The 25,417-nt window shown below is 42.5% G+C and carries 24 protein-coding genes; all 24 read right to left on the reverse strand.

The features are described from left to right. Positions 1-178: 178 nt before the first annotated feature. Positions 179-772 (reverse strand): dephospho-CoA kinase, encoded by a 594-nt coding sequence (gene coaE / locus ACI3E5_RS15665; RefSeq protein WP_221692991.1) that lies wholly within the window; start codon positions 770-772, stop codon positions 179-181. Next, complete coding sequence (gene mutM, locus ACI3E5_RS15670) at positions 769-1,611, reverse strand: DNA-formamidopyrimidine glycosylase (RefSeq protein WP_325845988.1); 843 nt, start codon at positions 1,609-1,611, stop codon at positions 769-771. The genes coaE and mutM overlap by 4 nt, the downstream gene beginning before the upstream one ends. A 15-nt stretch (positions 1,612-1,626) precedes the next feature. After that, a complete protein-coding gene (polA, locus tag ACI3E5_RS15675) occupies positions 1,627-4,272 on the reverse strand; it encodes a DNA polymerase I (RefSeq protein WP_194185327.1) in 2,646 nt (881 codons plus the stop codon). Positions 4,273-4,397: 125 nt separating this feature from the next. Further along, positions 4,398-5,090 carry a Bax inhibitor-1/YccA family protein gene (locus tag ACI3E5_RS15680; protein WP_016609519.1) on the reverse strand — a complete coding sequence of 231 codons (693 nt, stop codon included), beginning with the start codon at positions 5,088-5,090 and terminating at the stop codon, positions 4,398-4,400. Then, positions 5,083-5,556, reverse strand: a complete 474-nt coding sequence (locus tag ACI3E5_RS15685; protein WP_005225996.1) for a MaoC family dehydratase — start codon at positions 5,554-5,556, stop codon at positions 5,083-5,085. Before ACI3E5_RS15685 ends, ACI3E5_RS15680 begins: the two co-directional genes overlap by 8 nt. A 141-nt stretch (positions 5,557-5,697) precedes the next feature. Beyond that, complete coding sequence (gene murC, locus ACI3E5_RS15690) at positions 5,698-7,032, reverse strand: UDP-N-acetylmuramate--L-alanine ligase (protein ID WP_498822093.1); 1,335 nt, start codon at positions 7,030-7,032, stop codon at positions 5,698-5,700. Positions 7,033-7,146: 114 nt separating this feature from the next. Further along, positions 7,147-7,611 (reverse strand): SprT family protein, encoded by a 465-nt coding sequence (locus tag ACI3E5_RS15695; protein ID WP_005225994.1) that lies wholly within the window; start codon positions 7,609-7,611, stop codon positions 7,147-7,149. After that, on the reverse strand, positions 7,608-9,794 hold the full coding sequence (locus ACI3E5_RS15700; protein WP_016609520.1) for a Tex family protein: 2,187 nt from the start codon (positions 9,792-9,794) through the stop codon (positions 7,608-7,610). Before ACI3E5_RS15700 ends, ACI3E5_RS15695 begins: the two co-directional genes overlap by 4 nt. A 137-nt stretch (positions 9,795-9,931) precedes the next feature. Then, complete coding sequence (locus ACI3E5_RS15705) at positions 9,932-10,666, reverse strand: metallophosphoesterase (RefSeq protein WP_498822092.1); 735 nt, start codon at positions 10,664-10,666, stop codon at positions 9,932-9,934. Positions 10,667-10,831: 165 nt separating this feature from the next. Further along, positions 10,832-11,203, reverse strand: a complete 372-nt coding sequence (locus ACI3E5_RS15710; RefSeq protein WP_015509625.1) for a VOC family protein — start codon at positions 11,201-11,203, stop codon at positions 10,832-10,834. Positions 11,204-11,225: 22 nt separating this feature from the next. Continuing rightward, positions 11,226-11,639: a DUF1149 family protein gene (locus tag ACI3E5_RS15715; RefSeq protein ID WP_005225990.1), complete on the reverse strand. Its 414-nt coding sequence runs from the start codon at positions 11,637-11,639 to the stop codon at positions 11,226-11,228. 92 nt (positions 11,640-11,731) lie between these two features. Beyond that, complete coding sequence (locus tag ACI3E5_RS15720) at positions 11,732-12,784, reverse strand: SepM family pheromone-processing serine protease (RefSeq protein ID WP_005235759.1); 1,053 nt, start codon at positions 12,782-12,784, stop codon at positions 11,732-11,734. Beyond that, the gene (coaD, locus tag ACI3E5_RS15725; RefSeq protein ID WP_005231326.1) at positions 12,774-13,268 is read right to left on the reverse strand and encodes a pantetheine-phosphate adenylyltransferase; all 495 of its coding nucleotides are present in this window, start codon (positions 13,266-13,268) and stop codon (positions 12,774-12,776) included. Before coaD ends, ACI3E5_RS15720 begins: the two co-directional genes overlap by 11 nt. 1 nt (position 13,269) lies before the next feature. Beyond that, on the reverse strand, positions 13,270-13,824 hold the full coding sequence (gene rsmD / locus ACI3E5_RS15730; RefSeq protein ID WP_005225987.1) for a 16S rRNA (guanine(966)-N(2))-methyltransferase RsmD: 555 nt from the start codon (positions 13,822-13,824) through the stop codon (positions 13,270-13,272). Between the two features lie 100 nt (positions 13,825-13,924). Next, entirely contained in the window at positions 13,925-14,269 is a 345-nt protein-coding gene (locus ACI3E5_RS15735) for a YlbG family protein (RefSeq protein ID WP_005225986.1), read from the reverse strand. Further along, entirely contained in the window at positions 14,256-14,684 is a 429-nt protein-coding gene (locus ACI3E5_RS15740; RefSeq protein WP_005225985.1) for a YlbF/YmcA family competence regulator, read from the reverse strand. Before ACI3E5_RS15740 ends, ACI3E5_RS15735 begins: the two co-directional genes overlap by 14 nt. Further along, entirely contained in the window at positions 14,671-15,801 is a 1,131-nt protein-coding gene (locus ACI3E5_RS15745) for a CAP-associated domain-containing protein (protein WP_015509623.1), read from the reverse strand. The genes ACI3E5_RS15740 and ACI3E5_RS15745 overlap by 14 nt, the downstream gene beginning before the upstream one ends. A 15-nt stretch (positions 15,802-15,816) precedes the next feature. Continuing rightward, positions 15,817-19,245: a pyruvate carboxylase gene (locus tag ACI3E5_RS15750; RefSeq protein WP_074933985.1), complete on the reverse strand. Its 3,429-nt coding sequence runs from the start codon at positions 19,243-19,245 to the stop codon at positions 15,817-15,819. Between the two features lie 22 nt (positions 19,246-19,267). Next, on the reverse strand, positions 19,268-20,431 hold the full coding sequence (locus tag ACI3E5_RS15755) for an FtsW/RodA/SpoVE family cell cycle protein (protein WP_005225982.1): 1,164 nt from the start codon (positions 20,429-20,431) through the stop codon (positions 19,268-19,270). A gap of 2 nt (positions 20,432-20,433) precedes the next feature. Continuing rightward, on the reverse strand, positions 20,434-20,733 hold the full coding sequence (locus ACI3E5_RS15760) for an Fpa/YlaN family protein (protein ID WP_010748186.1): 300 nt from the start codon (positions 20,731-20,733) through the stop codon (positions 20,434-20,436). A 370-nt stretch (positions 20,734-21,103) separates the two neighbouring features. Further along, positions 21,104-22,138 (reverse strand): diacylglycerol kinase, encoded by a 1,035-nt coding sequence (locus ACI3E5_RS15765; protein WP_010748185.1) that lies wholly within the window; start codon positions 22,136-22,138, stop codon positions 21,104-21,106. 10 nt (positions 22,139-22,148) lie between these two features. After that, positions 22,149-23,579, reverse strand: a complete 1,431-nt coding sequence (gene gatB, locus ACI3E5_RS15770) for an Asp-tRNA(Asn)/Glu-tRNA(Gln) amidotransferase subunit GatB (protein ID WP_005225979.1) — start codon at positions 23,577-23,579, stop codon at positions 22,149-22,151. Continuing rightward, the gene (gene gatA, locus ACI3E5_RS15775; protein ID WP_194185323.1) at positions 23,576-25,048 is read right to left on the reverse strand and encodes an Asp-tRNA(Asn)/Glu-tRNA(Gln) amidotransferase subunit GatA; all 1,473 of its coding nucleotides are present in this window, start codon (positions 25,046-25,048) and stop codon (positions 23,576-23,578) included. The genes gatB and gatA overlap by 4 nt, the downstream gene beginning before the upstream one ends. Then, positions 25,048-25,353, reverse strand: coding sequence for an Asp-tRNA(Asn)/Glu-tRNA(Gln) amidotransferase subunit GatC (gene gatC / locus ACI3E5_RS15780; RefSeq protein WP_005225977.1), 306 nt, complete (start codon positions 25,351-25,353; stop codon positions 25,048-25,050). Before gatC ends, gatA begins: the two co-directional genes overlap by 1 nt. Between the last annotated feature and the right edge of the window lie 64 nt (positions 25,354-25,417).

Genomic DNA, 25,417 nt, shown 5'->3' on the forward strand with positions numbered 1-25,417 from the left:
ATCTGAGCCAGAATGTGGTTCATTCTGACCCAGATTTGATTTTACACAACTCATCAGTCCTTATTGACAAAGAGCCCATGTTTCAGCGCCAGTTGTTTTTTAGAAATGATAGGGCTAAGTTTGCTATTGAAAGACAAATAGCAGGTTCCCTTTTGCTGAAGGGAACCTGCTGTCTTATCTATTTGTTTAAGGATGCTAACCAATCATCGATCTGCTGATTGAGTTGGGCGATCGTTCCTTGATTATCAAAGACAATATCGGCTCGTTGTTTCTTTTTCTCAATTGAAAGCTGACTGTCGATTCGTTGTTGCGCTTCTTGCTCACTCAGTTGATTACGTGCCATCAACCGCTCTTTTTGAAGCGCTTCTGGCACATAAACGACTGCGGTTTGATCCATGTATTGGTCGTAGTCGGCTTCATATAACAAAGGAATGTCAACGATCAACAAAGGCACCTGCTGTTTTTTTTCTTCGATCTGAGACAAAATCTCTTGTCGAATAAATGGCGACAGCGTCTGATTCAGCAAGCGACGTTTTTCTGGATCATTAAATATCAGGGCACCGAGGGTTTGCCGATCCAGGTGTCCGTCATCGGTCAAAATTTGCGGACCAAAGGCTTGCGTCACCGCCTGCAAGCCCTCCGTATTCGGTTCAACGACTTCTCTGGCGATGATATCGGCATCAATAATCGGTAAGCCCAGTGAGCGAAAATGCGCGACTGCGGTACTTTTCCCAGTGGCGATCCCGCCAGTGACCCCTAAGACAAAGCTCATTTGCTGGACCTCACATACAATTTTTGGCACTGAGGACAAAAGTGCGTCCCCCGTTGGGCAACTTTGGTCTTGACGATTGGTGTCCCGCATCGCCCGCAAGGATTGCCCGTCTGGCCATAGACATTTAATGACATTTGGAATTTTCCTGCTTCGCCCAATGCATTGAGATAGGTCCGAATGGTGGTCCCCCCTGCTTCAACGGCGCGTTCCAAGACATCGATGATCGCTTGATGCAACACGTTGGCTTCTGCTGGGGTGAGGGAATCTGCTGGTTGTTCAGGATGGATCTTCGCTTGCCATAGCGCCTCATCTACATAAATATTACCCAAACCAGTCACAAGTTTTTGATCTAACAAAAGGGGTTTGATGGCTTTTTTAGACCGCTTCAATCCTTGCTCAAATGCTTCTAATAAAAACAATTCAGGCTTAGGCTCAGGACCTAATTGCATGATGCCTTTATAGGCTGCGCTTTGGTCTTTATCCACTAAAGTCATACGACCAAATTTTCTTACATCATGGTAATTTAACTGACTGCCATCCGTAAAATGGAAAATGACATGTGTATGTTTATCGACAATCGGGTCTGACTCAAAATACTCGTACTTGCCTTCCATTCGTAGATGAGAGATCAGATCATAATCTGTCAATTTAAAAATCAAAAATTTTCCACGTCGTTCAAATTTTTCAAAACGTTGCCCTTTCAACAGTGCCGAAAAGATCGGCACTTCAGGACTTTCGATGATTCGCGGCCAAAGGATCTCGACCGATTCGATTGTTTTATTTAAAACAAGTTTTTCAAGTCCTTTGCGGACCGTTTCAACTTCTGGTAATTCAGGCACCTCTGTTCACCTCATTTATTTTGCATCGTACCATGTTTTGCCCCAATTGCTGTCTGTCAGTAAAGGGACATGCAATGCAACGGCTTGCTCCATCACTTCTTTCACTAAAGCGTCAAGACGAGGCAATTCAGATTCAGGTACTTCAAAGACTAGTTCATCGTGTACTTGCAGCAGCATCGTTGCTGCTAATTTTTCTTCTTTCAAACGTTTCGCCAAATCGATCATGGCAATCTTTAAGATATCCGCCGCACTGCCTTGGATCGGTGTATTGATGGCGGTTCTTTCAGCAAAAGTCCGAATATTGAAATTGCGCGAATTGATATCAGGTAGGTAACGACGGCGATGATACAAGGTTTCAACGTACCCTTTGTCCTTCGCCTCACGAACCACATCCTCCATATACGTTTTCACACCAGGATATTTTTCAAAATACGTATCAATGTATTGTTGGGCGGCTTTTCTGGTGATTCCGAGATTCTGGGATAAGCCATAATCGGAAATACCATAAACGATACCGAAGTTGACCGCTTTGGCTTGACGACGCATATTTGGTGTCACATCTTCTGCTTTTTCGATACCAAAGACTCGCATCGCTGTGCTTGAGTGGATATCTTGACCTTCGATAAAGGCTTCTTTCAAATGGGTATCATCTGAAATATGTGCCAACACTCGTAATTCGATTTGAGAGTAGTCAGAAGAATAGATCACCCAATCAGCTTCTCGTGGCACAAAGGCTTCACGGATCTTTCGACCTTCTTCTAAACGAATCGGAATGTTTTGCAGGTTCGGATCGACAGAACTTAATCGACCAGTTTGGGTCAAGGTTTGTACATATCGTGTATGGACTTTGCCATCCCCTTGGATCACTTTTAATAAGCCTTCTACATAGGTTGATTGGATCTTAGCAATTTGACGATAAGTCAAAATGTCTTCAACGATCGGTGCTTGCTCTTTTAGTTGTTCTAACACATCGACTGCTGTCGAATAGCCAGTTTTGGTTTTTTTGATGACTGGTAAGCCCATTTTTTCAAATAAGATCACACCCAGTTGTTTCGGTGAGTTTAAGTTGAAGGTTTCACCAGCTTCGGCGTAGATTTTTTCTTCAATTTCATGCAACCGTTGCGCAAATTCGCCTTTCATCTGATGCAAGCGAGACGCATCAACTTTGATTCCAGTAATCTCCATATCAGCTAAAATCATTGATAAAGGCAATTCCATTTCTTCAAATAGCGCTGTTTGATTCTTCGCTGCCAATTCTTCCGTAAGCTTTGGTGTTAGGTTCGTAATCGCTGCTACTTTCCGGGCTAAATGAGCAAAGAAGTCTTCCTCATCCGCCGGCAGACCTTTTTTCGCACCTTTTCCATAAATCACTTCATCCGATTGGATCGCATCATAGCCATAGTGAGCGGCAACACCTGCGATGTCATTATTCGTATCATTCGTGTCTAAAAGATAAGCTGCCAATAAAACATCAAAAGCGATTCCTTTTGGTGCTGTCGTGTATCGGTTTAATGCCACGTACGTGCGTTTGGCATCATAGACGAATTTTTTACGCTCCTCGTCTTTTAACCAATCGGTAAAGACTGGACTTTCAAACAATTCTTCACGATTGCTGACATAAATTTTTTCTTGATTGCCCCAAGCAACACCGACGATATCTTCCAAATGATAGTTATCCCCCATCATCTCGACATACAATGCCGTGTCTCCTTGGAACATATCTTCTGTAACTTCTTCAACGACCGAAAATAAAATGTCTTCCATCTCAACTGGTTCAGCTGTAATCTGCAACTTCTCTAAGAAGCTATTAAAGTTCATTTCTTGGTAGAATGGCACCAATTTCTCTAAATCTTTGCCTTCATATTTCAGTTTGTCGACATCGACCTCAATGGGCGCATTCACATCGATGGTTGCTAATTGTTTTGAAAGAAAGGCGATCTCACGGTCATTGATCAGGTTTTCTTTCATCTTGCTTTTTTTCATTTCATCGATGTGTTCATAGATCCCCTCAACGGAGCCATATTCCTTCAATAGCTTGATGGCTGTCTTCTCACCAATTTTGGTGACACCAGGAATATTATCGGAAGCATCGCCGGCTAGTCCTTTCATGTCGATGATTTGTAAGGGCGTTAGGCCGTCATATTTTTCAGCCACATGAGCGGGCGTATAACTTTCAATTTCGCTAACTCCTTTGACCGTAATGTCAACTTTCACGTGCTCCGTTGCCAGCTGGGTCAAATCGCGATCGCCAGATAAAACGACAACGTCAAATAGCTCTTTGTCGACTTTATTTGCCAATGTGCCAATGATATCATCGGCTTCGTAATTATCTAATTCGTAATATTGAACACCTAACGCGTTGATCAATTCGCGAATGTAAGGCATTTGTTCTTTAAATTCCCCAGGGGTTTTTGAACGTCCGCCTTTATAGTCTTCATACATCGCTGTCCTGAAGGTGGTTTTTCCAGCATCAAAAGCCACTAAAACATGTGTTGGCTGTTCTTTTGCCATCACATTTTCAAACATAGTATGAAACGCATAGATGGCATTTGTGTGCAGCCCATTGGCATTTTTAAACCGTTCTAATGAATTATGCAACGCAAAAAACGCGCGAAAAGCCACACTATTTCCATCAACGAGTAGTAATTTATTTTTTGGCATTTGATTACTCCTTTTCTCAAAAAGTTCCTCTTTATTCTATCAAAGAACGGTCACAAAAGCGATGAATTGCTTTGTTTTCTCTCTCATTTTATACAAAAAAAAAGGCGAGTTTCCTCGCACTTTTTTTAGTTGTTTTTTCCAAAGATTCGCAATAACGCAAGGAATAAGTTGATAAAGTCCAAATATAGTTGTAATGCCATGAAAACGGCCACTCCTGTATTTGCGCCACCATTCGTTGCGAAGTATACATTGCGGATTTGCTGATTGTCATAGGCGGTGATCCCCATAAAGACAAAGACGGTCACGATCGATAAGAAAAAGTCAACCGGTTGACTGCGTAAAATAAATACATTCAAGAGCGTCGAGATGATGATCCCGAGCAACAGACCATAGCCGATACGACCAACTACACTTAGATCCCGTTTGGTCATGATCCCAAATGCTGACATGACACCAAAAGTGACAGCTGCTGAAACAAATGCTCCCACGATCGATCCAAAGTCATAGATCATCAGTGTCACAGACAAGGTCAATCCATTCAAGAGCGAATAGACTAAAAAGCCAGCAACGGTCAAGGACGGATTTTTCTGCGCCTTCACCCCTAATACAATAACTAGAATGATCTGTAAGATCCAAAGACCGGTAAATCCTAGCGGAAAGTTGTCAATAAATTGCAGGGTTTGCGCTTGAAAGACTTCCCCAAATATATAGGCTGAGATCGCACTGATCGCAAGCCCAACGCCGAAGAATAAATACACTTTTGAATAAAAGCGATTTAAGCCTTGGGCTTGGACGGTTTCATTATTTAAATTATTCATCTTGTTGTTCCTCCTCATTTTCTGCTACTGCTTTTGGCGGCTGGACCATGACCACAGCATCTAAAATACGATGATCTTCTGTGTTGATCGCTTCAACCGAAATAGTTACCACGTCTTTCATTTTATCCACTTTGATCACTTCGAATTCAAAGGTCAACGTTTCATAATGATATACAGGTTCAATAAAGTTTACCGAAAAATTGACTACATGAGAGCCAGGACCAGGCAAATGTTTCGATACGGCACTGGTGATGATCCCCATCAACATAATGGATGGTACGATGGGACGCTGGTACTCAGTTTTTTGCGTGTAGTCATGTTGTATATACAAAGGATTGGCATCATTAGTCAGCCCTAAATATAACAACAGTTGATTGTCTTCGATCGATTCTGTTAAGGATAACGAATCGCCTTCCTCGATATCTTCAATACTTTTTCCTATTTTTCGCGGTTTCCCTATATTCAAAATTTAATTCCTCCAAAAAGAATAGTTTCATCTGAGTATATTCTATCAGATGCCGACAAAAGTGCAAGTTCGCGGTGCTGCTTTTGCAAAAACTTCAGATGTAAAAAACTCTTGCAGCAAACACGCCACAAGAGTCTTTGATTACAATACGTTACGAGTTGTATTGCTTAATAGTTTTTCATAGGCTGTCTCAAATTTTTGCACATCGCCTGCTCCCATGAAAATCACGACAGCATTTTGATGATCCAATAGCGGAGATACGTTCTCTTCTTTGATCACAGTTCCGCCTTTTTGAATTTTCTTGCCTAGATCTTCAATTTTAACATCTCCTCGTGATTCACGAGCAGATCCAAAAATGTCACATAGATAGACATGGTCTGCAAGATCCAATGCTTCCGCAAACTCATCCATCAAAGCGATCGTGCGGGTAAAGGTATGTGGCTGGAAGACAGCAATAATTTCTTTCTCTGGATATTTTTGACGAGCGCCATCGATCGTTGCTTTGATTTCTGCAGGATGGTGGGCGTAGTCGTCCACGATCGTCATATCCGCCACGATTTTTTCGCTAAAGCGGCGTTTCACTCCAGGAAATGAAATCATCTCAGCAGCAACTTCTTTCATATCCAATCCTTCTTTGTAAGCCACAGCGATCACACTTAATGCGTTGTTGATGTTGTGCTGACCAAACGCTGGCAAGACAAAATGGCCAATATTTTCACCATGGATAAAGACGTCGAACTCTGAACCTTGGGTGGTGTGTTCAATATTTTTTGCTTGGACATCGTCGTTATCGTTGACGCCGTAATAGTAGATTGGGACATCGGCTTCAAGTTTACGCAAGTATTCATCATCACCAAAAGCAAAGATGCCTTTTTTCACTTGACTTGCCATCGATTGAAAGGCTGAGAAGACATCCTCGATCGAGTGGAAGTAGTCTGGGTGATCAAAATCGATGTTGGTCATGATTGCATAATCCGGTGAATACGCTAAGAAATGACGACGGTATTCACAGGCTTCAAATGAAAAGAATTCCGCATCAGGTTCCCCATGACCAGTCCCATCGCCAATCAAGAAACTTGTTGGACGGATGCCGCTTAAGACATGAGAAAGCAATCCTGTCGTACTGGTTTTCCCGTGAGAACCGGTCACCGCAATACTCGTATAGGGCTGAATGAATTGGCCAATAAAGTCATGATAACGAGTAACTTCTAAACCAAGTTCTTTTGCCCGTACGATTTCTTCGTGGGTGTCAGGGAAAGCATTCCCTTGGATAATGACCATTTCTGGTTGAATGTTTGCTTTATCGAAAGGCAACAATTTGATCGCTGCTTTTTCTAGATCACGTTGAGTGAAGAAATATTCTTCCACATCAGAGCCTTGTACTTGGTAGCCTTTTTCGTGCAGAATCAAAGCCAATGAACTCATACCGGAACCTTTGATTCCAACAAAATGATGTATTTTGTTTTGATTTTCCATTATTATAATCCTCTTTTCTCAAATCCGCGTCGTAAAAAAACGCGTGTATTGACAAATATCAGGTTGTCACACGACCTACATTATCATACAAAATGAAAAAAATAGCAACGAGTTTTATTTTTCGACTTGACTTTTCTCATCATTTCCTATTTCTAGCAAACGTCCACGACATTTTCCACAAACATATTTTTTGATATCCACACGTCGCTGCCGCCGAATCTCGCAGCCGCAATTTTGGCATCGATAGCGATGTTTGGCTGTCCTTTTGGCAGGAGGTGCATAACGCAAGCCTCCCGTTCTTGCCAGCAATGCTTTAAAGGCAGGATCTTGGTGACGGTGACCAAGACCTGCTAAGTGCAAATGATAATGACACAATTCATGCTTGATAATGCCGATAAAAACCTCCATCCCGTGTTCTGTGAGCATGGTTGGATTGAAATCCAAGTGGTGATCACTTAGATGGTAGCGGCCACCGGTTGTTTTTAAGCGAGAATTAAACACCGCACGATGCGTGAATGGTTTGTTGAAAACAGACAGCGACAGCTCTTCCACCAAATGCTGCAGTTCTTGTTGGGTCATTTTGCATTTCCCGGATCGACCATGGTTAAACTGATACGGCCTTTTTTGACATCTACTTGCTCGATCCAAACGGTTACGACATCACCGACGGAAACAACGTCTTTCGGATGCTTTACAAACGAACGGCTCAGCTTCGACAAATGCACCAGTCCATCTTGTTTGACACCGATATCGACGAAAGCACCAAAGTCGATCACATTTCGAACCGTTCCCTTCAGTTCCATTCCCGGTTTTAGGTCCTCCATACTCAACACATCTTTACGCAATAATGGCGCTGGCATTTCATCACGCATATCGCGTCCAGGCTGCATTAACGCCTTTAGGATATCCGTGATGGTTTCTTTGCCGACTGACAATTTTGCGGAAAGCTCCGCTGGGCGTAGTTGGGCAAGTTTCGCTTTATTTTCTTCCATTTGCTCTTTCCCTAGCTCCGCTAAAGAAATACCCGCGATCGCCAAAATTTCTTTGGCAGTGTCATAACTTTCTGGATGGATCCCGGTATTGTCCAAAATGACTTTTCCGCCAGGTATCCGCATAAAGCCGATCGCCTGTTCATAAGCTTTTGGTCCTAAGCGAGGGACTTTTTTCAGTTGATTCCGCTGCGTAAATACACCATTTTCTTCTCGATAAGTCACGATATTTTGAGCAGTGGTTTTATTTAAACCAGCTACATGCTGCAAGAGTGCCGCACTTGCGGTATTGACGTCAACGCCAACTTGGTTGACAACAGTCTCAACAACAAAATCCAATTGTTCAGCGAGGCGTTTTTGCGAAACGTCATGCTGGTATTGTCCGACGCCCACGGATTGTGGATCAATTTTGACTAATTCTGCCAAGGGATCTTGCAGACGGCGGCCAATACTGATAGCGCTGCGTTCTTCCACTTGCAGATCAGGGAATTCTTGACGAGCGATCGGACTGGCAGAATAAACAGAAGCGCCTGCCTCATTCACGATCACATAATATACTTCTTGATCGATCAATTTTAATTGTTCAGCGACGAATTGCTCTGATTCCCGACTCGCAGTCCCATTACCGATTGCGACCATCTCGACTTTATAGGTTTGTAATAAGCGACGAAACGCTGGTCCGGCAGCTTCTCGCTTATTCATAGGCGCTGGTTTATGAGGATAGATCACTTCGATCGCTAGTACTTTTCCAGTCTCATCAATGACGGCTAGTTTACAGCCTGTACGATACGCTGGATCAAAACCTAAAACGACTTTGCCCTTCAATGGCGGCTGCAGCAACAGATTGCGAAGATTTTCTCCAAAAATCGCAATTGCTTGTTCGTCAGCTTTTTCTGTCAATTCATTGCGGATCTCTCGTTCGATGGCTGGTGAAATAAACCGTTTCAGCGCATCAGCAGCTGCAGCTTCAACAAAACCGGCTGCGGGTGAATCCCTATTCGTGATCAATTTACGACGTAGGTAATCCATGATTTTTTCTTCATCTGCCACAAGGGCGACCTTCAAGATGTCTTCTTGTTCCCCACGATTAGTGGCTAAAATTCGGTGGGATACCATCTTATTGATAGGATGCTGGAAATCGTAATACATTTCATAAACGCCTTTTTCATCTTTTTCAGCATTTTTGACCGTGCTTTGATACAGTCCTTTGTTTGTGTAATAGCTGCGGATCCAACTACGAAACTCTGCAGTATCACCAACGCCTTCTGCAATGATCTCGTGCGCGCCTGCTAAGGCATCTTCTACAGTAGGAACAGCATCACTGATAAATTCGGCCGCTTTTTCTTGAACGTCACCTGCTTTTGGGAAGCTTAACAGCCATTGAGCAAATGGTTCCAAGCCGTTCTCTTTGGCGATCGTCGCTTTGGTGCGTCGTTTTTGTTTATAAGGACGATACAGGTCTTCGACGGCCTGCATTTTTGTCGCAGCTAAAATCGCCTGTGATAGTTCAGGCGTTAGCTTTTCTTGTTCTTCTATCAAACGCAAAACCTCTTGCTTGCGTTTCTCTAAGTTTTCTAAGTACTGGTATCGCTCTTCAATTTCTCGAATCTGAACTTCGTCAAGTCCATTCGTCATTTCTTTACGGTAGCGGGCAATAAAGGGGACGGTATTTCCTTCTTGCAATAACTGCAACACCGTACTGATTTGTTTTTGGGTAAAAGCGGTTAATTCTTGTTTTACTAAATCAAGTACCTCTTGATTCATTTCTGCCATTTGTTCTCACCTTTCCTTTGTTGCTTTTGCTATTTTAACATAAAAAAGACAGCCATTGAGCGAACAAGATTGCACGAAAACAATGTTGCTTTCGCGACTCTTGTTATGGCTGCTTTTGTCTTTTATCAAAAAGACTTTTAAAAGTCTGGTTGCCAAGGACCTGCTAAATTTTGGTATTCGATGTCCTGAACGATCCCTTTATCATCAAAAATCACGCCATGCACCGATCCACCAAATACTGCCCCGCCATCGATGCCGATTTTGTTGTCTTGTTGCCATAGATCCGTCGTCTGCATATCTCCATGCAGCATGGGCGTGATGGTATGGCCAAAAACGATCGTTTTTCCTGTACGGTTTTTTCCTTTATGAAACGGCTCGCGAATCCAGATAAAATCATGGTCTGCGGTCTTACGCCAATCTTTTTTACTTAAATCCACGCCCGCATGAACAAAGAGATACTTTCCCCATTCGTAATAAAGCGGTCGCTCCATCAAAAACTCTATTAAGTCTCGATAGCTACTGCGGATCATTAAGGCAATTTCCGTCGACGAATACTCCTCAGTAGCGCCTGTATGCAAAAGACTTTCAATCGTTTCTTTGCCGCCATTGCGTACGTAAGCGGCAAACCAATCCTCAGGGGCATTTAGAAATTGCAGAAAATACTCCTCGTGATTGCCGCGTAAATAAATCGCTTGGTATTCTTCGACTAACTTTTTTCCCAGAAAAAAACACTCTTTTGACTTCGTCCCCCGATCATTTAAGTCTCCAATCAAAAGCAGCTGATGGAGCTTAGGGTCATAATCGGTAAGAAGTTTTTTAAACAGATCGGCCATTCCATGAATATCACTGATTGCATATAGATAGTTTTGCATAGTCATTTCCTCCTTAAAGGCAATTGATTCTCTTGTTATCAATTTTAGACCTTTGCCTGTAAAATGTCTTGCAATAAAACGAAAAAACCAACCATTTGTCCTGAACAGTACGACAACATAAAGTCGGGTTCAAAAGGACGAATGATTGGTTACGATCGACAAAAGCTATTTTCCTGAAACAGCAAAATAATTGCCATCCGGATCGGCAAAATTGAAAACCAGTTGTTCTTCCATCTGAATCAATTCACCCACTTCTGCTTCCATCTCTAAAAGCTTCTTATAAAGTATCGTAATATCTTCTGCAAAAAACATGATCGATGGGGAATTCAAAGCGACTTCAGGTGAATGTGTTTCGATAAACTCACGGTCATATAAGACAAAATGTGCCTCCGCCTCTTTTGATGGCGCGATTTCAACGACGGATGTTCCATCAACGGTTTGTTGTTCAATGATCACAAACCCTAGTTCTTGCCAAAACTCAACTGCTTTCGTCACATCGTCGACGTATAGCATCACTTGCATTTGATTGGAAAACAATGGGCATCCCTCCTATTTCTCGTTATTCGTCTGCTTCCTTCGCTTCTTGCGCAGCGTTCGAATTGGTATTAAAGTTCAATTGTAAACCTGGTTTGTCGGTCACGATCTCTGTCACTTCATAAGTCAAGCGTTTGACGATATCAAACAAGGGCTCAACCAAGCGATCAGTTTCGGCTTTCGTCAAATCCTCTCCAGAATTGACTTTGCGATTCAAAATATGATTGACTTGTCCGACACGTCCTGACAAAACGTAATCAGGGAACACCAATTGGAATTCTAAGCGGGCACCAATAATACTGTTTTTTTCCATATATTCTTCATCTTTGACTTTTAACGGCGCAAAGCCGACATTCAATTTTGTTTCCATTTCTTTGTCTTTCGGTTTCATATCGAAATGATATGCTTCAACGATCGGTTGTTGTCTTTTTAATTCCACTAGATTCACACTCCTTATCTAAAAGTATAGCATAACCTTTTCTTTGAGCCTACTGTATTCTTTAGACAATAAAAAAAACGGCAAGTGCCGTTTTAATTTGCTTCTTTTAGTGTTGCTAGGTAGTCCAATGCATCTTGGACATTGGCGATCGGAACGATTTTCATGTCTGTGTCTAACTTCTTCGCTGCTGCCACTGCCTCTTCGTAATTCGTTTTAATGGAAGGATCTATTTCACGCTCTTCATCAGTGATTTCATCGTCCGGAGCAAAAAAGATTTCTGCTCCACTTTCGCTGGCACTCGCTACTTTTTTGTCAATCCCACCGATTCGACCAACCGTCCCATCAGCTGAGATCGTTCCGGTTCCAGCAATATTATGGCCTTTACGCAAGTTATCTCCAGTTAGCTGTTCATAGATTTCAAGGGTGAACATCAACCCAGCTGAAGGCCCACCGATATTGCCAGAATCGATCACGATCTCTTCATCAGAAGTGATCTCTGTATGATCGACGAGTGAGATACCGATACCTGCTTTTTGATTGCTTTCCAGTTCAATTAATTTGCCTGTTGCTTCTTTTTCTTCACCATCTTGCAAGTAAGTTACGGTGATCTCATCACCAATGGTTTGACTTTGTACATAGTCGATAAAGTCTTGGCTACTTTTAAATTCTTTGCCATTGACAGCGGTGACGGTATCTCCAACGGATATTTTCCCCGCAAAACTGGAATTTGGATCGATCCCCATGACATAGACCCCTTTATAGGTCATTTCATAAGGCAAGTCTGCCAGCTTTAATGCTTGCTCAATCGCACTATTTTGCGAGGATTCCATATAATAGCGCTGGATGCGATTGTACTCCTCATCTGTCGCACCGCCTAAAAGTTCTTCCTCACTGATCAAGTCTTGAAATTCATTGAATTTTGTTCCAATCGCCGTAAACACGGTAGCCTGTCGAATCCCGACACTGGTTAAAGAAAAGGAGCCAGCTGATGTGTCTTCTTTTTGATTGACGGTAATCAATTCTTTTAAATCGATCGTTGCACCAGGTTGCTCGATATAATAAGGAATCGGCAAAAAGGCACAGGCTGCGATGATCAGCGCTAAAACAAACAGGAGAACATATTTGATCGTTGATTTAAGATTCATTGGTATCACGCTTCTTTACTATAGCATCGTAGATATTTTGTGGTAAATATTCCGCAACATCGCCGTTAAAGGTTAAGATTTCTTTCAACAAACTGGAGCTGATGAAACTATGCTTTGCATCTGCTAAAAGAAAGACGGTCTCCAGGGAAGGTTCTAAGTGATGATTCATTTCCATGATGTCCCGCTCATACTCATAATCTTTCACACTGCGAATGCCTCTAAGCAGAAACTGGGCGCCTAGTTTTTTCGCGATCGTGACCGTCAGCTCCGTTTCTTGCGCCAGAATCTTGACGTTTGGAATATGAGCGAGGGCTTCTTCAATTAGATGAACTTTTTCTTCACTTGTAAAAAAACTTTTTTTATTGGTATTTGTAAAAACACCCACGATCAGTTCATCAAAAAGCGTTGCGCCTCGCTCAATCAGATCCACATGACCTGACGTCAGCGGATCAAAACTTCCTGGAAATAAAGCAATCTTTTTCATGTTATCCCTCATTTCTATAGATCGTCACCGCAGATATGCCATAGGTTTGGGCGCGCATCAAATGCAAAGAACCAATCTTTTCTGGCAAGACGATGGACTTATCTGTTTCGCAAACCACATAAGCAAACGGACGAATCAATTCATCCTTCAGCATAGCTTCTAGCTGTTGCAGGATCTCTTGCTTTGCGTAAGGTGGATCTAAAAATAGATAGTCAAAGCTTTGTCCCTCAGCTGCAAACTGGCGTAAGGCTTGATTGGCATCCATTTTTAGTACCGTGAACTTTTCTGGTTCTTTGGTTATTGCAATATTTTCACGGATCACTTTGATAGCTGGAAAACTACGGTCGACACAAACGGCATGCTCCGCACCACGAGAGACCGCTTCGATCGCTAAGCCCCCGCTCCCACTAAACAGATCCAGTACAACTCCTCCATCTAAATATTGCCCTAACATGTTAAAGATCGCCCCTTTTACTTTGTCTGTCGTGGGGCGAGTGTTATCTCCAGCAAGACTTTTTAATCTGCGGCCACCATATTCTCCGGCTACTACACGCATGCGTTTTTCCCTCCAAGATCTTCGTAAATACAAATATAGCACTGTTTCTATAAATAGCAATAAAAAAATGGCGGTGACTCAAGGCACCCCCACTTTTCTATTACACGTTTTCTGCCAATCGAATCATCGTATTTTTTTCTTCGATATCAAACCCTTCATCTTTCACTGGATAGGCTGCTGATGTACCAATTTTTTCAGCAAAATCCATTTCGACATCTGGTCGATAGGAAGCTTCAACTTGTCGAACAAAGTGAAACTGCTCGATTTTTGTTTTTTTGCTTTCGTATTCTTCTTCGTTCAAATACATGACCACGTATTTCATTTTGCGTGACACATAATGAACGAAGCCAAAACGACGCAAATTTTTTAGTTGACGTAGGCTGTAGACCCATACGATCAATCCTCGACGCTTCTGCATCGTAAAAGGCGTTTTATCCTCGTGCATGACAATTTCCTCCACAACTTGATTTTGATTGAAAAAAAGGACTTCCAGCATCCACTTTGACAGTTGGTGAAAAACACGTAGAAATCGCTACGGTCAGTTCATCCAGCAAACGCTGCAGCTGCGTTTCACTCCAGCGGTACTCGCTCACTTGCTCATTGAGATCCAGCTGTCGCTTAGCTGTGCGCATCGCACGCTTTTTCTCTTTGAAATCAGGGGCATATGCGCCGTACGCTTCAATTCTTTCAAAATCCAGCTTTTTTTCTAAAAACGTTCGCATCAATTCCTGAGCAACAGGATCTTGATGCATGGTTTGTTTCGCTATTTGATAGTTTCTACACGTTTCACTCGCTTTGATTGCCGTTACAAGTGAATCGATTTGATCTTCAATCTCAAAAAAGGCTTCATCGTAAATCATCTGATGTACTATCCTCGGTCCCTTCTACATCTTCTTGCACTAAGACTACCATATTTGCTTCAGAAAAAGCAATTCCTATCTTTTCTGATTGTTCATGGGTCAAACGTTCAGTAAATCTTGGGTTACTGAACCAAGATAAAATAGTAAAGGTTGGATCATAGACAGGCGCTTCAAAAATCGAAGCAGAAGCCTCTAACTCCTTCGCTGCTAATAACTCCTGCCACTCATCGTTCGTCAAAACAAAATTACTCGTTTTTTCCGAAGAAAGAGCACGTTGATAGGAATGGATGCGTTGAGAGGTCAAATGATCCGATAGATTATTCGTCAAATCCGCTAAAAGTCCGACAGCATCTTGATGCGTCTGGGTATCTTGTACAAAGCTTTCCAAACCGATTTGATTACGAAGCTTATCAATAATGACAAAGGCTAACGTCTCTTTTTCAAGATCAGCTTGTGCTTGGTCAATCGTTTGCGAAACTTGAAACAGCGGTCGTTCTCCTTCTGTCAAGGGATAGGGCGCTAACTTAAGCAGGGTCGTCTGATCCAAATAAGTGATCGCCTGCAGTTGAGCCGTCTCTTGATCAAAGAATAAAACAGCAAATGTCCCATTATCAAACGCTACTAAGGGTCGGTAGTTCATATCTTCTTCCATCAATTCAAAACTGATGGTGCGATCATTTTGTGTCAAGGTAAAATTTGGATAAATCATGGTCAGCTCAGTCAAGTCAGTCAAGGTCATGCCCATTGCAAAGGGCGCTAGGGAAGATCCCCCGGCGCCGATCACTTTGATTGCCTGCACACTCTCACCATCAGTATTGATCTCAACATATTGCTGATCGTCTAATTGATTGTAGACCCGAATTTCAAACTCGTAGCCCGAGCGATACGTTTGAACTGGAAGCCCGTAAATTTCTTCAAAATCAGAAACAGGCTCCCCAATCAATTCAGCTAATCCTTGGGCTGCGATTGGTTCATAATTCATGGTCGTTGGTGCTTTGATTGGGTTCTCGATCGTCATTCTTGAATCTGAAGCGTTTTGCATGAATACTGGCTGCAAATACACGATTATCAGGGCTAGGACAAATAAGCCGCAAAATAATAATCCCCTTCGCTTCATCTGCTGATCGACTCCTTATTTTTCTTTGACTTCAATCAGAAGGTCTCCTGACTGGATTGGTTCCCCATCGGTTACGTAAACATGCTCAACTACACCAGAAAAGCGAGCTTCGACGGAAGTTTCCATCTTCATCGCTTCAGTGACCATCAGCGTCTGTCCACGTGCTACTCGGTCACCTTTTTTGACTAATACTTCTAAAACTGAACCACTCATGGAGGCACCGATTTGTTCTTTGTTCGTTGGCTCTGCTTTGCGTTTTGTTTGAACAGAACTGATGATCGAACTATCTTTCACAACGATTTCTCGTCGTTGACCGTTCAAGTTAAAGAAGAGGGTCCGATTGCCTTCGATATCTGGTTCACCGATTTCATCGAGACGAATGATCAAAATTTTGCCTTTTTCTAATTCGACATTGATCGTTTCGCCTAAACGCATACCATTAAAGAAGGTTGGTGTATCAAGGACTTTTACATCGGCAAACTGCTCATACGCTTTTCGATAATCAAGGAAGACTTGCGGATACATCAAGTAGCTCAAGACTTCTTCGTGTTTTGGTTCATAGCCGATTTTTTCAGCTAGTTCTTGTTTCACTTCAGCAAAATCAACTGGTTTGGCAAAGGCTCCTGGACGTTCCGTAAAGGCTGGGCGTCCTTTTAAGATAATGCGTTGCAATTCTTTCGGGAAACCACCGACTGGCTGACCTAACTCGCCTTGGAAGAAGGTGATCACTGATTCTGGGAAACTCAATGTATCGCCTTTTTCAAAAATATCTTTTTCTGACAAGCCATTTTGTACCATGAAGAGCGCCATATCGCCCACGACTTTCGAAGAAGGTGTCACTTTCACGATGTCTCCAAACATCATATTGACTTCATGATACATTTCTTTGATTTCATCCCATTTTTCGCCTAAACCAACGGCTTTGGCTTGTTGCTGGAGATTGGTATATTGTCCTCCTGGCATCTCATGCTTGTACACTTCCGTTTGAGGGGCGTTCAAGCCATTTTCAAAGGAATGATAGTACATGCGGACATCTTCCCAATAGTGATTCAATTGTTGGATATTATCCACATTGATCTCTGGGCAACGCTCGCCGTTTAAAAGAGCATAATACAAACTACTCATACTTGGCTGACTCGTTGCGCCACTGATAGCTGACATAGCGACATCCACGATATCAACGCCAGCTTTGGTAGCTGCTGAGTAAGTGATAATCCCATTCCCGCTGGTATCATGCGTGTGCAGATGGATCGGTACATCGATCGTATCTTTTAACTCACTGATCAAACGATAAGCCGCTTGCGGTTTTAATAATCCAGCCATATCCTTGATCGCAATAATATGGGCACCAAGATTTTGCAATTCTTTTGCCATATCTTTGTAATATTGTACCGAATATTTTTGGCGGGATGGATCATTGATATCCCCTGTATAACAAATCGTCGCTTCTGCAATTTTCCCCGTATCACGAACAGCTTGGATACTTTTCTCCATTTGTGGGACCCAGTTCAAACTATCAAAGATTCGGAATACATCGATTCCTTGTGCCGCAGATTCTTTGATGAATTCTTCCAAAACATTGTCTGGATAATTGGAATACCCGACAGCGTTGGAGCCTCTAAACAACATTTGTAAGAGTGTATTCGGCATTTTTTTCCTGAACATCCGCAATCTTTCCCATGGATCTTCTGTTAAGAAACGGTACGCAACGTCAAAGGTTGCCCCACCCCACATTTCACTTGAGAACAATTGTGGTAGGCCAGCTTCCGTCATCGCGGCAATTTTCTTAAAGTCATGGGTTCTTACACGAGTTGCCAACAAACTTTGATGGGCATCTCGGAAGGTTGTATCCGTCAGTAAGACATTCTTTTGTTGACCGATCCATTCAACGACACCCTCGGCACCTTTCGTATCTAAAATATTTTTGGCGCTGACAAAATCAGGCGTTGCTTGGATGTGTTGTGGCATCCGTGGTTCATTGTAGAAAGGTTTCTTTTGTTTTTCGATTCCCGGGAATCCATTGATCGTGATTTCACCGATATACTTCATGGTTTTGTTTCCACGGTCACGAATCCGAGGGAAATTGAATAATTCCGGCGTATTGTCGATAAAGGTGGTTTTGGCTTCCCCTGAACGAAAGGCTGGATGAGAAACAACATTACGCATAAAGAGAATGTTTGTTTTTACACCACGTACTCGGAATTCTTTCAGACAGCGCATCATTTTTTGAATTGCTTGGTCGAACGAAGCAGCATGCGTACAGACTTTTACTAGTAGCGAGTCGAAATAAGGGGTTACCACTGCACCAGCATAAGCATTTCCGACATCTAAACGAACCCCAAACCCACCCGGAGAGCGGTAGGTATCGATCTTACCAGTATCTGGCATAAAATTATTCGCTGGATCTTCTGTCGTCACGCGACATTGGATCGCAACACCCTCAAAGCGAATGTCTTTTTGTTCAGGAATTCCGATTTCTTTATGCAAGTCTTTGCCTTGTGCAATCAAAATTTGTGTCGTCACGATGTCTAAATTAGTGATCATTTCAGTGATCGTATGTTCCACTTGGACCCGTGGGTTTACTTCGATAAAGTAAAATTTGTCGCCCTCTACTAAAAATTCCACGGTTCCAGCATTGATATAGCCGACATGCTTCATTAGTTGAACGGCTGCTTGGCATATTTTTTCCCGTTGTTCATCAGTCATTGACACACAAGGTGCCACCTCGACTACTTTTTGGTGGCGGCGCTGAACCGAGCAATCACGTTCAAATAAGTGAACGACGTTTCCGTGCGTATCTCCTAAAATTTGGACTTCAATATGTTTTGGATTACTAATGTATTTTTCAACGTAGACTTCATCGCTACCAAATGCCGCTTTGGCTTCACTTTTGGCACGTTCGTAGCCGTCTCTTGCTTCTTTTTCATCATGAGCGACACGCATGCCTCGCCCACCGCCCCCAAGGGCTGCTTTGATCATGATTGGATAATCATGTTCGTTTGCAAAAGCTAAAACGTCATCGATCGATGCAACTGGACCGTCAGAGCCAGGAATTGATTGAATCCCGGCCTCGATCGCTGCTGCTTTTGCTTTGATCTTGTCGCCAAAAATATCTAAATGATGGGTGGATGGTCCGATGAAAATCAAACCTTCTTCTTCACAGCGTTGAGCAAATCCCAGATTTTCTGATAAAAAGCCGTATCCAGGATGGATTCCTTCGGCACCGGCCTTTTTCGCCGTGCGAATGATATCTTCAATGTCTAAATACGCATCGATCGGACGTTTGCCTTTCCCCACTAAATACGCTTCGTCTGCTTTAAAGCGATGGACGGAGTATTCATCCTCCGCAGCATAAATTCCGACAGTTTTGATCCCAAGTTCCGCACATGCGCGGAAGACACGGATCGCGATTTCTCCACGATTGGCAACAAGAATTTTCTTCATCTAATCCACTCCATTCAATTGATCAATAATTCAAATAAACCTGTTTCCTCTTTTCTTCGGCACTGATATTTAACACAAAACCGATACAAATCGATAGCATCAGCAAGCTTGATCCACCTTGACTTAGAAATGGGAAAGTGATTCCCGTCAATGGGATCAAACCAGTGATTCCACCTAAGTTGATAAAAATCTGAGACATAAATAATGTCCCTATACCTATGCACATCATGGAATTAAAGGGATCTCTTGAACGGATACCGACAAGAAAGATTCGTCCCACCATATAGAACAAAACACCTAAAATGATGATCGATGGGATCAGCCCTAATTCTTCCATAACGATCGAAAATATATAATCGGTGTGCGCTTCGTTTAAGAAGCCACGTTTTTGGATACTATTTCCAAGCCCGCGCCCGAACAGCCCACCGTTGAACATTGCGTAATACCCATTAACCATTTGATGACCTGTATTGTATTCATCAGCAAACGGGTTCAAAAAAGATGAAAAACGACTATAGACATAGTCGGGTAAAAGCTTACCACCGGTTAGATTCACAAACAAGACGATCAACATACTACCGATAATACCTGCCACACCTAATATTAAGGTATACAGGTAATTCAATCCGCTAGACAATAACACGACAAATGCCAGCAACATAACGATTACAGCATTCCCTAAGTCGGGATAAAGTGCCATGATCCCGGTGTAGACAAAAACGATTCCGATTGGACGCCAAACCGTTTTCCAAAATTCTTGTTGGATACCTTTTTGACGATAAGATAGCGTCACCGATAAAAACCAAATCACAATAAACTTTAAATACTCTGCTGGTTGAATGGAAAAGCCAGCAATCGATAACCAACCGAGTGCCCCATTTCTTCTTGGGAAAAAGAAGGCAGCGATCAATAAGAACAAGATGACGATCATGGCGATCTGGACAAATTTTTTGTTCCGAAAAACATCCGTTTTCATTTTATACATGACAGTGATCGCTATTAGGCTCACCAACCAAAATAATGTTTGATTGATGACGTAAGAAGCAGCTGTGGTCGGTTGTGTGGCGGTCATCGCAACGTAAGATGTGGAACTATAAACCATCATCAAGCCCGTGACACACATAACAATATATGGTAATAAAATACTATAATCTAATAAATGTCTTTTCTTTACTTTCTCTGGCAAGTTTATGCCTCCTTGCCGATGTCAGGTGTCCGCTGGTCCTCGTAGACCTCGCTATACAATTGGTTCAAATCTTTTTCAAGATCCGCCATCAATTGCTGCCCTGTTTGATTATCAACGATCCCCAAGCGGATCGCAAATGCCACTTGTCGTGATAGACCATACATCTGGGTATCAACCACTTCTTCAAATGCTTTGCATTGTGCGATACATAAACTATTTTCTTGGTTTCGGATCAGCTTTTTGATTCGTTCTGCGTCATCTCTCAGCAGATCAAGCGCTTTTGTAGAATCGATTTGCTCCATTCCGGTCCCCCCATTTCTTCGTTTCACCATTATAGCATATTCTTATTCGCTTTTGCATCCATAGATTGGATAGAAATACGGAAATAACGAACTATAATGAGCATATATTCGAAAAGTTCGCTTTTTGATGTTTATCATTCGTGTTTTGGAAATTTTATTCGTTTTATTTATATGATCCGTGCCTGACTTCGTGAAACAAAGACGATTCGTGAAACACTTTGCAAAAAACGACCTTTACTAAAATTTAAGAAAAGCTATTCTATCAAGTATTCGAAAAAAAATCGGTGCCTGCTTTTCCACAATTACGTTTTAAAAAAAGAACAGGTCCAAAAGTCCCTGTTCTTTCAACTCGCATGAAAAGAAAAATCGTTTACTTTGTTTCGTCGCCGATCTTGCCATCCCCATTGATGTCCTCATCGGAAAGACGTTCGACTTCTTTAATAAAACCTTCGCTCATCTCTTGATAATTTTGCTCACCAACGACCGCATCGTCAGGGATTTGATCGACATTTGCAAAAAACTCAATATGATTGTGTAGATTTTCAAAGCGCATAGGAGCATCTCCGCCGTATTCGCCATCAAGGTTGATCATTAAACGATTGACCTGTTCTGGTGCGTCTACTTCAAGAAAAGATGTTTTCGTATAAATCAGACGACGATCGTTGATGTGTTTTCCGCCATTCATCATTAAAGCAACTAAGTGGACGATCTCAAAAATATTGGCCGTTTTGACAATGATCAACGAAAATTTCCCATCGTCAAGCTTTGCATCAGGCGCAATCTGTTCAAAGCCCCCCACTGAATTCGTCAGCCCTAAAAAGAACATCGACGCTCCGCCAATGTATTCTCCGTCTTCATACTTTAGATGCATTTTGATTGGTTTGACACGAGGGAGTAATTCCGCTCCTTTTGCTAGATAAGCTAAGTAGCCAAAAACACTTTTCAGTTCAGAAGGAACATCGTAGGTCAATTCCGTTAAGTGCCCACCAGCAGCAATGTTGATAAAATACGTGTTGGGTGTTTTTCCGACATCCATTTTCACTGTCTGCTGCTTCAAAATCACTTCCGCAGCTGCTTTGATATCCGTACGGGGAATCTTTAGTGCTCGTGCGTAGTCATTGGTCGTGCCTCCAGGAATGATTGCCATTTTTGGTCGCTTTTCTAAAGGAGCGATCCCATTGACGACTTCATTGATCGTGCCATCCCCACCGGCAGCTACCACCAAATCAAAACCAGCTTCGCCGGCTCTTCTTGCTTCATCACGAGCGGAAAATGGCGCAGCGGTCGTGGCAAATGCACTCGCCTCATAACCGCCAGTTTCCAAAACATCTAAAATATCTGCTAAGTTTTTTCGAATCAATTCTTTCCCAGATGTCGGGTTGTAGATTACTCTTGCTCTTTTCATCGCTTGCCTCTTATCGCTTTGCTAGTTCTTCTTGCAACAGCTTGTTCACAACGCCTGGATTCGCTTGTCCTTTGGTTGCTTTCATGATTTGACCAACTAAGAAACCGACTGCGCGGTCTTTTCCGTTTTTGAAGTCATCGACGGATTGTTGGTTATTATCTAATACTTCATTAATCATTGGTAGTAATTGCGCAGGATCTGATAATTGGATCAATCCTTTGGCTTTTACGACTTCTTCAGCGTCGCCGCCGTTTGTGATCAACTCTTTGAAGACTTTTTTCGCAATCTTCGAACTGATCGTGCCATCGGCGATCAAACGAATCATTCCCGCTAAATTGTCTGGGGTTAATTTCGTTTCTGGCAGTTCCAATTTCTCGCTGTTCAGATACGCTGAAACTTCACCCATCAACCAGTTAGAAGCTTGTTTAGGATCAGCACCAGCATCGATGGTTTTTTCAAAGAAATCGGACATTTCTTTTGATAAAGTCAAGACCATTGCATCATATTCTGGTAAGCCCAATTCAGAGATGTAACGGGCACGACGTTTTTGCGGCATTTCTGGCAAGCTTTGACGTACACGTTCGATCCATTCATCATCGATCACAAACCGTGGGATATCTGGTTCTGGGAAGTAACGATAATCAGAAGAACCTTCTTTGACACGCATCAATAAGGTTTTGCTGGTTGCTTCATCAAAACGTCGAGTTTCTTGTTGGATCTCGCCTCCAGAAAGCAATACTTTGGCTTGGCGTTTTTCTTCAAATGCCAACCCTTTTTTCACGAAGGACATAGAGTTTAAGTTTTTCAGTTCTGTTTTTGTTCCGAATTGTTCTTGGCCGTAAGGTCGCAACGAAATATTCGCATCACAACGCATGGAACCTTCTTCCATCTTCACATCGGATACTTCTGTAAACAAGATGATTGAACGCAACGCTTCTAGATACGCATATGCTTCTTCTGGTGAACGCATATCCGCTTCGGAAACGATCTCGATCAAAGGGGTTCCTTGACGATTTAGATCAACATAAGAATAACCGCCTTTGCCGTGCATGTTTTTCCCAGCATCTTCTTCCAAATGAACTCGCTCGATGCGAATCTTTTTCTTTTTGCCTTCCACTTCGATCTCGATCCACCCATCATGACCGATCGGTTGATCGAATTGCGAAATTTGATACGCTTTTGGATTGTCGGGATAGAAATAGTTTTTGCGGTCGAAATGCGTTTCTTTTGAGATTTCACAATTCAGCGCAAGCGCAGCTTTCATCCCAAATTCGATAGCCGCTTTGTTCATTACTGGTAAAACACCTGGATAGCCCCAGTCGATCACATTCGTGTTGCTATTTGGTTCAGCGCCAAAGTGAGCAGGTGCTGGAGAAAAAATCTTTGATTCTGTTTTTAATTCTACGTGGACTTCAAGCCCAATGACTGTTTCGAAGTTCATGCCTTATCCCCTCCTAAAATCACTGGTTTTTTCGTGTGGAAATCAGTTGCTTGTTCAAAGGCATAAGCCGCTTTATACATGGTTGCTTCATCAAAATGTTTCCCAATGATCTGCAAGCCGACTGGCAGTCCTTCAGAAAAACCTGCTGGGATCGACATCCCTGGCAGTCCTGCTAAGTTCACAGGAATGGTTAAAATATCATTCAAGTACATGGTGATCGGATCATTGATGTTTTCTCCAATACCAAACGCTACCGTTGGGGAAGCTGGGCCAATGATCAAGTCGTATTGGCTGAAGACCTTATCGAAATCTTGTTTGATCAACGTCCGTACTTGACCGGCTTTTTTGAAGTAGGCATCGTAGTAGCCAGCACTTAGTGAAAACGTACCTAACATGATCCGGCGTTTTACTTCTTCCCCGAATCCTTCACTGCGAGAATTGACATAGACATCTTCTAGATTGCTGACATTTTCTGAACGGAAACCATAACGAATACCGTCAAAACGTTGCAAATTAGAACTTGCTTCAGAAGAAGCGATGATATAGTAAACGGCTACCCCGTATTTTGAGTGTGGCAAGCTGACTTCTTCCACAGTCGCTCCTAACGCACGGAAAGTGTCCGCTGCTTTTAAGATTGCTTCTCGAACGCCTGCTTGGATCCCTTCCCCTAAGTATTCTTTAGGCAAAGCGACTTTCATTCCTTTGATATCACCCGTCAAACCTGCTGTAAAATCAGGGACAGCAGCGCCTGCTGATGTACTATCTTTCGCATCAAACCCACTGATGGCATTTAATGCAAAGGCATTGTCTTTCACACCACGCGTCATCGGTCCAATTTGATCTAAAGATGATGCAAACGCGATCAGACCAAAACGAGAAACCCGTCCGTAGGTTGGCTTCATCCCGACGATTCCATTGAAAGCTGCTGGTTGACGAATCGAACCACCCGTATCGCTACCTAATGAGAGGGGGACTTGTCCAGCTGCAACGGCAGCTGCCGAGCCACCTGATGAACCACCAGGTACTTTTGTTTCGTCCCAAGCGTTTTTCGTTTTCTTAAAGAACGACGTTTCGGTACTTGCGCCCATGGCAAATTCATCCATATTTAACTTACCAACTGGAATCATGTCTGCTTGGTAAACTTTGTCCATAACGGTCGCATCGTAAATTGGATCAAAATTACCTAAGATTTTTGAAGCAGCTGTTGTCCGCAAATCTTTGGTAACGATGTTGTCTTTGATTCCGATTGGAATTCCCGCCAACACATTGCTTTCAGTGATGCCTTTTTGATCGATGGCTTGTGCCAATTCCTGCGCTTTTTCTTCATTCAACGCTAGAAACGCATCGACTTTCGGCTCTGTTTCTTTAATGCGAGCAAAGGTTTCGCTCGTTAAGTCTGTTGCAGTAATTTCCTTTGACACTAATAAGCTGTGTAATTCTTCTAAGCTTTTTTTATATAATTCATTCATTAGGCACCCGCCTCCCCATTATCAATGATTGCAGGCACTTTGATAAAGCCTTCTTCGGATTCTGGAACATTTTTCATTAATTCATCACGGTCCCAGCCGCCGGTCGTTACATCTTCACGCATCACGTTAATCGTTTCTGCGACATTCGATGTGAATGGTACTCCTGTGGTGTCCACTTCTTCAAGTGTTTCAACCATATCAATAATTTTCCCTAGCTGAGAGGTAAACTCATGTAATTCATCGTCTGAGAATGAAAGTTTTGCTAGTTTGGCAACGTGTTTGACTTGTTCTTCGCTGATCGCCATAAAATCCTCCTCTTTCTCGTATCCGTAATCTACGTTTACGTTTTTCCAATGTATTGTATCATTT

Source organism: Candidatus Enterococcus avicola (genome assembly GCF_047470845.1).
GTDB lineage: Bacteria > Bacillota > Bacilli > Lactobacillales > Enterococcaceae > Enterococcus_D > Enterococcus_D casseliflavus.

Excerpts from the sequence above, each read along its gene's own strand:
- coaE (WP_221692991.1), bottom strand. The coding sequence starts at position 772 with ATGAGCTTTGTCTTAGGGGTCACTGGCGGGATCGCCACTGGGAAAAGT.
- polA (WP_194185327.1), bottom strand. The coding sequence starts at position 4,272 with ATGCCAAAAAATAAATTACTACTCGTTGATGGAAATAGTGTGGCTTTT.
- ACI3E5_RS15680 (WP_016609519.1), bottom strand. The coding sequence starts at position 5,090 with ATGAATAATTTAAATAATGAAACCGTCCAAGCCCAAGGCTTAAATCGC.
- murC (WP_498822093.1), bottom strand. The coding sequence starts at position 7,032 with ATGGAAAATCAAAACAAAATACATCATTTTGTTGGAATCAAAGGTTCC.
- ACI3E5_RS15695 (WP_005225994.1), bottom strand. The coding sequence starts at position 7,611 with ATGACCCAACAAGAACTGCAGCATTTGGTGGAAGAGCTGTCGCTGTCT.
- ACI3E5_RS15700 (WP_016609520.1), bottom strand. The coding sequence starts at position 9,794 with ATGGCAGAAATGAATCAAGAGGTACTTGATTTAGTAAAACAAGAATTA.
- ACI3E5_RS15705 (WP_498822092.1), bottom strand. The coding sequence starts at position 10,666 with ATGCAAAACTATCTATATGCAATCAGTGATATTCATGGAATGGCCGAT.
- ACI3E5_RS15720 (WP_005235759.1), bottom strand. The coding sequence starts at position 12,784 with ATGAATCTTAAATCAACGATCAAATATGTTCTCCTGTTTGTTTTAGCG.
- coaD (WP_005231326.1), bottom strand. The coding sequence starts at position 13,268 with ATGAAAAAGATTGCTTTATTTCCAGGAAGTTTTGATCCGCTGACGTCA.
- rsmD (WP_005225987.1), bottom strand. The coding sequence starts at position 13,824 with ATGCGTGTAGTAGCCGGAGAATATGGTGGCCGCAGATTAAAAAGTCTT.
- ACI3E5_RS15735 (WP_005225986.1), bottom strand. The coding sequence starts at position 14,269 with ATGCACGAGGATAAAACGCCTTTTACGATGCAGAAGCGTCGAGGATTG.
- ACI3E5_RS15740 (WP_005225985.1), bottom strand. The coding sequence starts at position 14,684 with ATGATTTACGATGAAGCCTTTTTTGAGATTGAAGATCAAATCGATTCA.
- ACI3E5_RS15745 (WP_015509623.1), bottom strand. The coding sequence starts at position 15,801 with ATGAAGCGAAGGGGATTATTATTTTGCGGCTTATTTGTCCTAGCCCTG.
- ACI3E5_RS15750 (WP_074933985.1), bottom strand. The coding sequence starts at position 19,245 with ATGAAGAAAATTCTTGTTGCCAATCGTGGAGAAATCGCGATCCGTGTC.
- ACI3E5_RS15760 (WP_010748186.1), bottom strand. The coding sequence starts at position 20,733 with ATGGAGCAAATCGATTCTACAAAAGCGCTTGATCTGCTGAGAGATGAC.
- ACI3E5_RS15765 (WP_010748185.1), bottom strand. The coding sequence starts at position 22,138 with ATGAAAAGAGCAAGAGTAATCTACAACCCGACATCTGGGAAAGAATTG.
- gatB (WP_005225979.1), bottom strand. The coding sequence starts at position 23,579 with ATGAACTTCGAAACAGTCATTGGGCTTGAAGTCCACGTAGAATTAAAA.
- gatA (WP_194185323.1), bottom strand. The coding sequence starts at position 25,048 with ATGAATGAATTATATAAAAAAAGCTTAGAAGAATTACACAGCTTATTA.
- gatC (WP_005225977.1), bottom strand. The coding sequence starts at position 25,353 with ATGGCGATCAGCGAAGAACAAGTCAAACACGTTGCCAAACTAGCAAAA.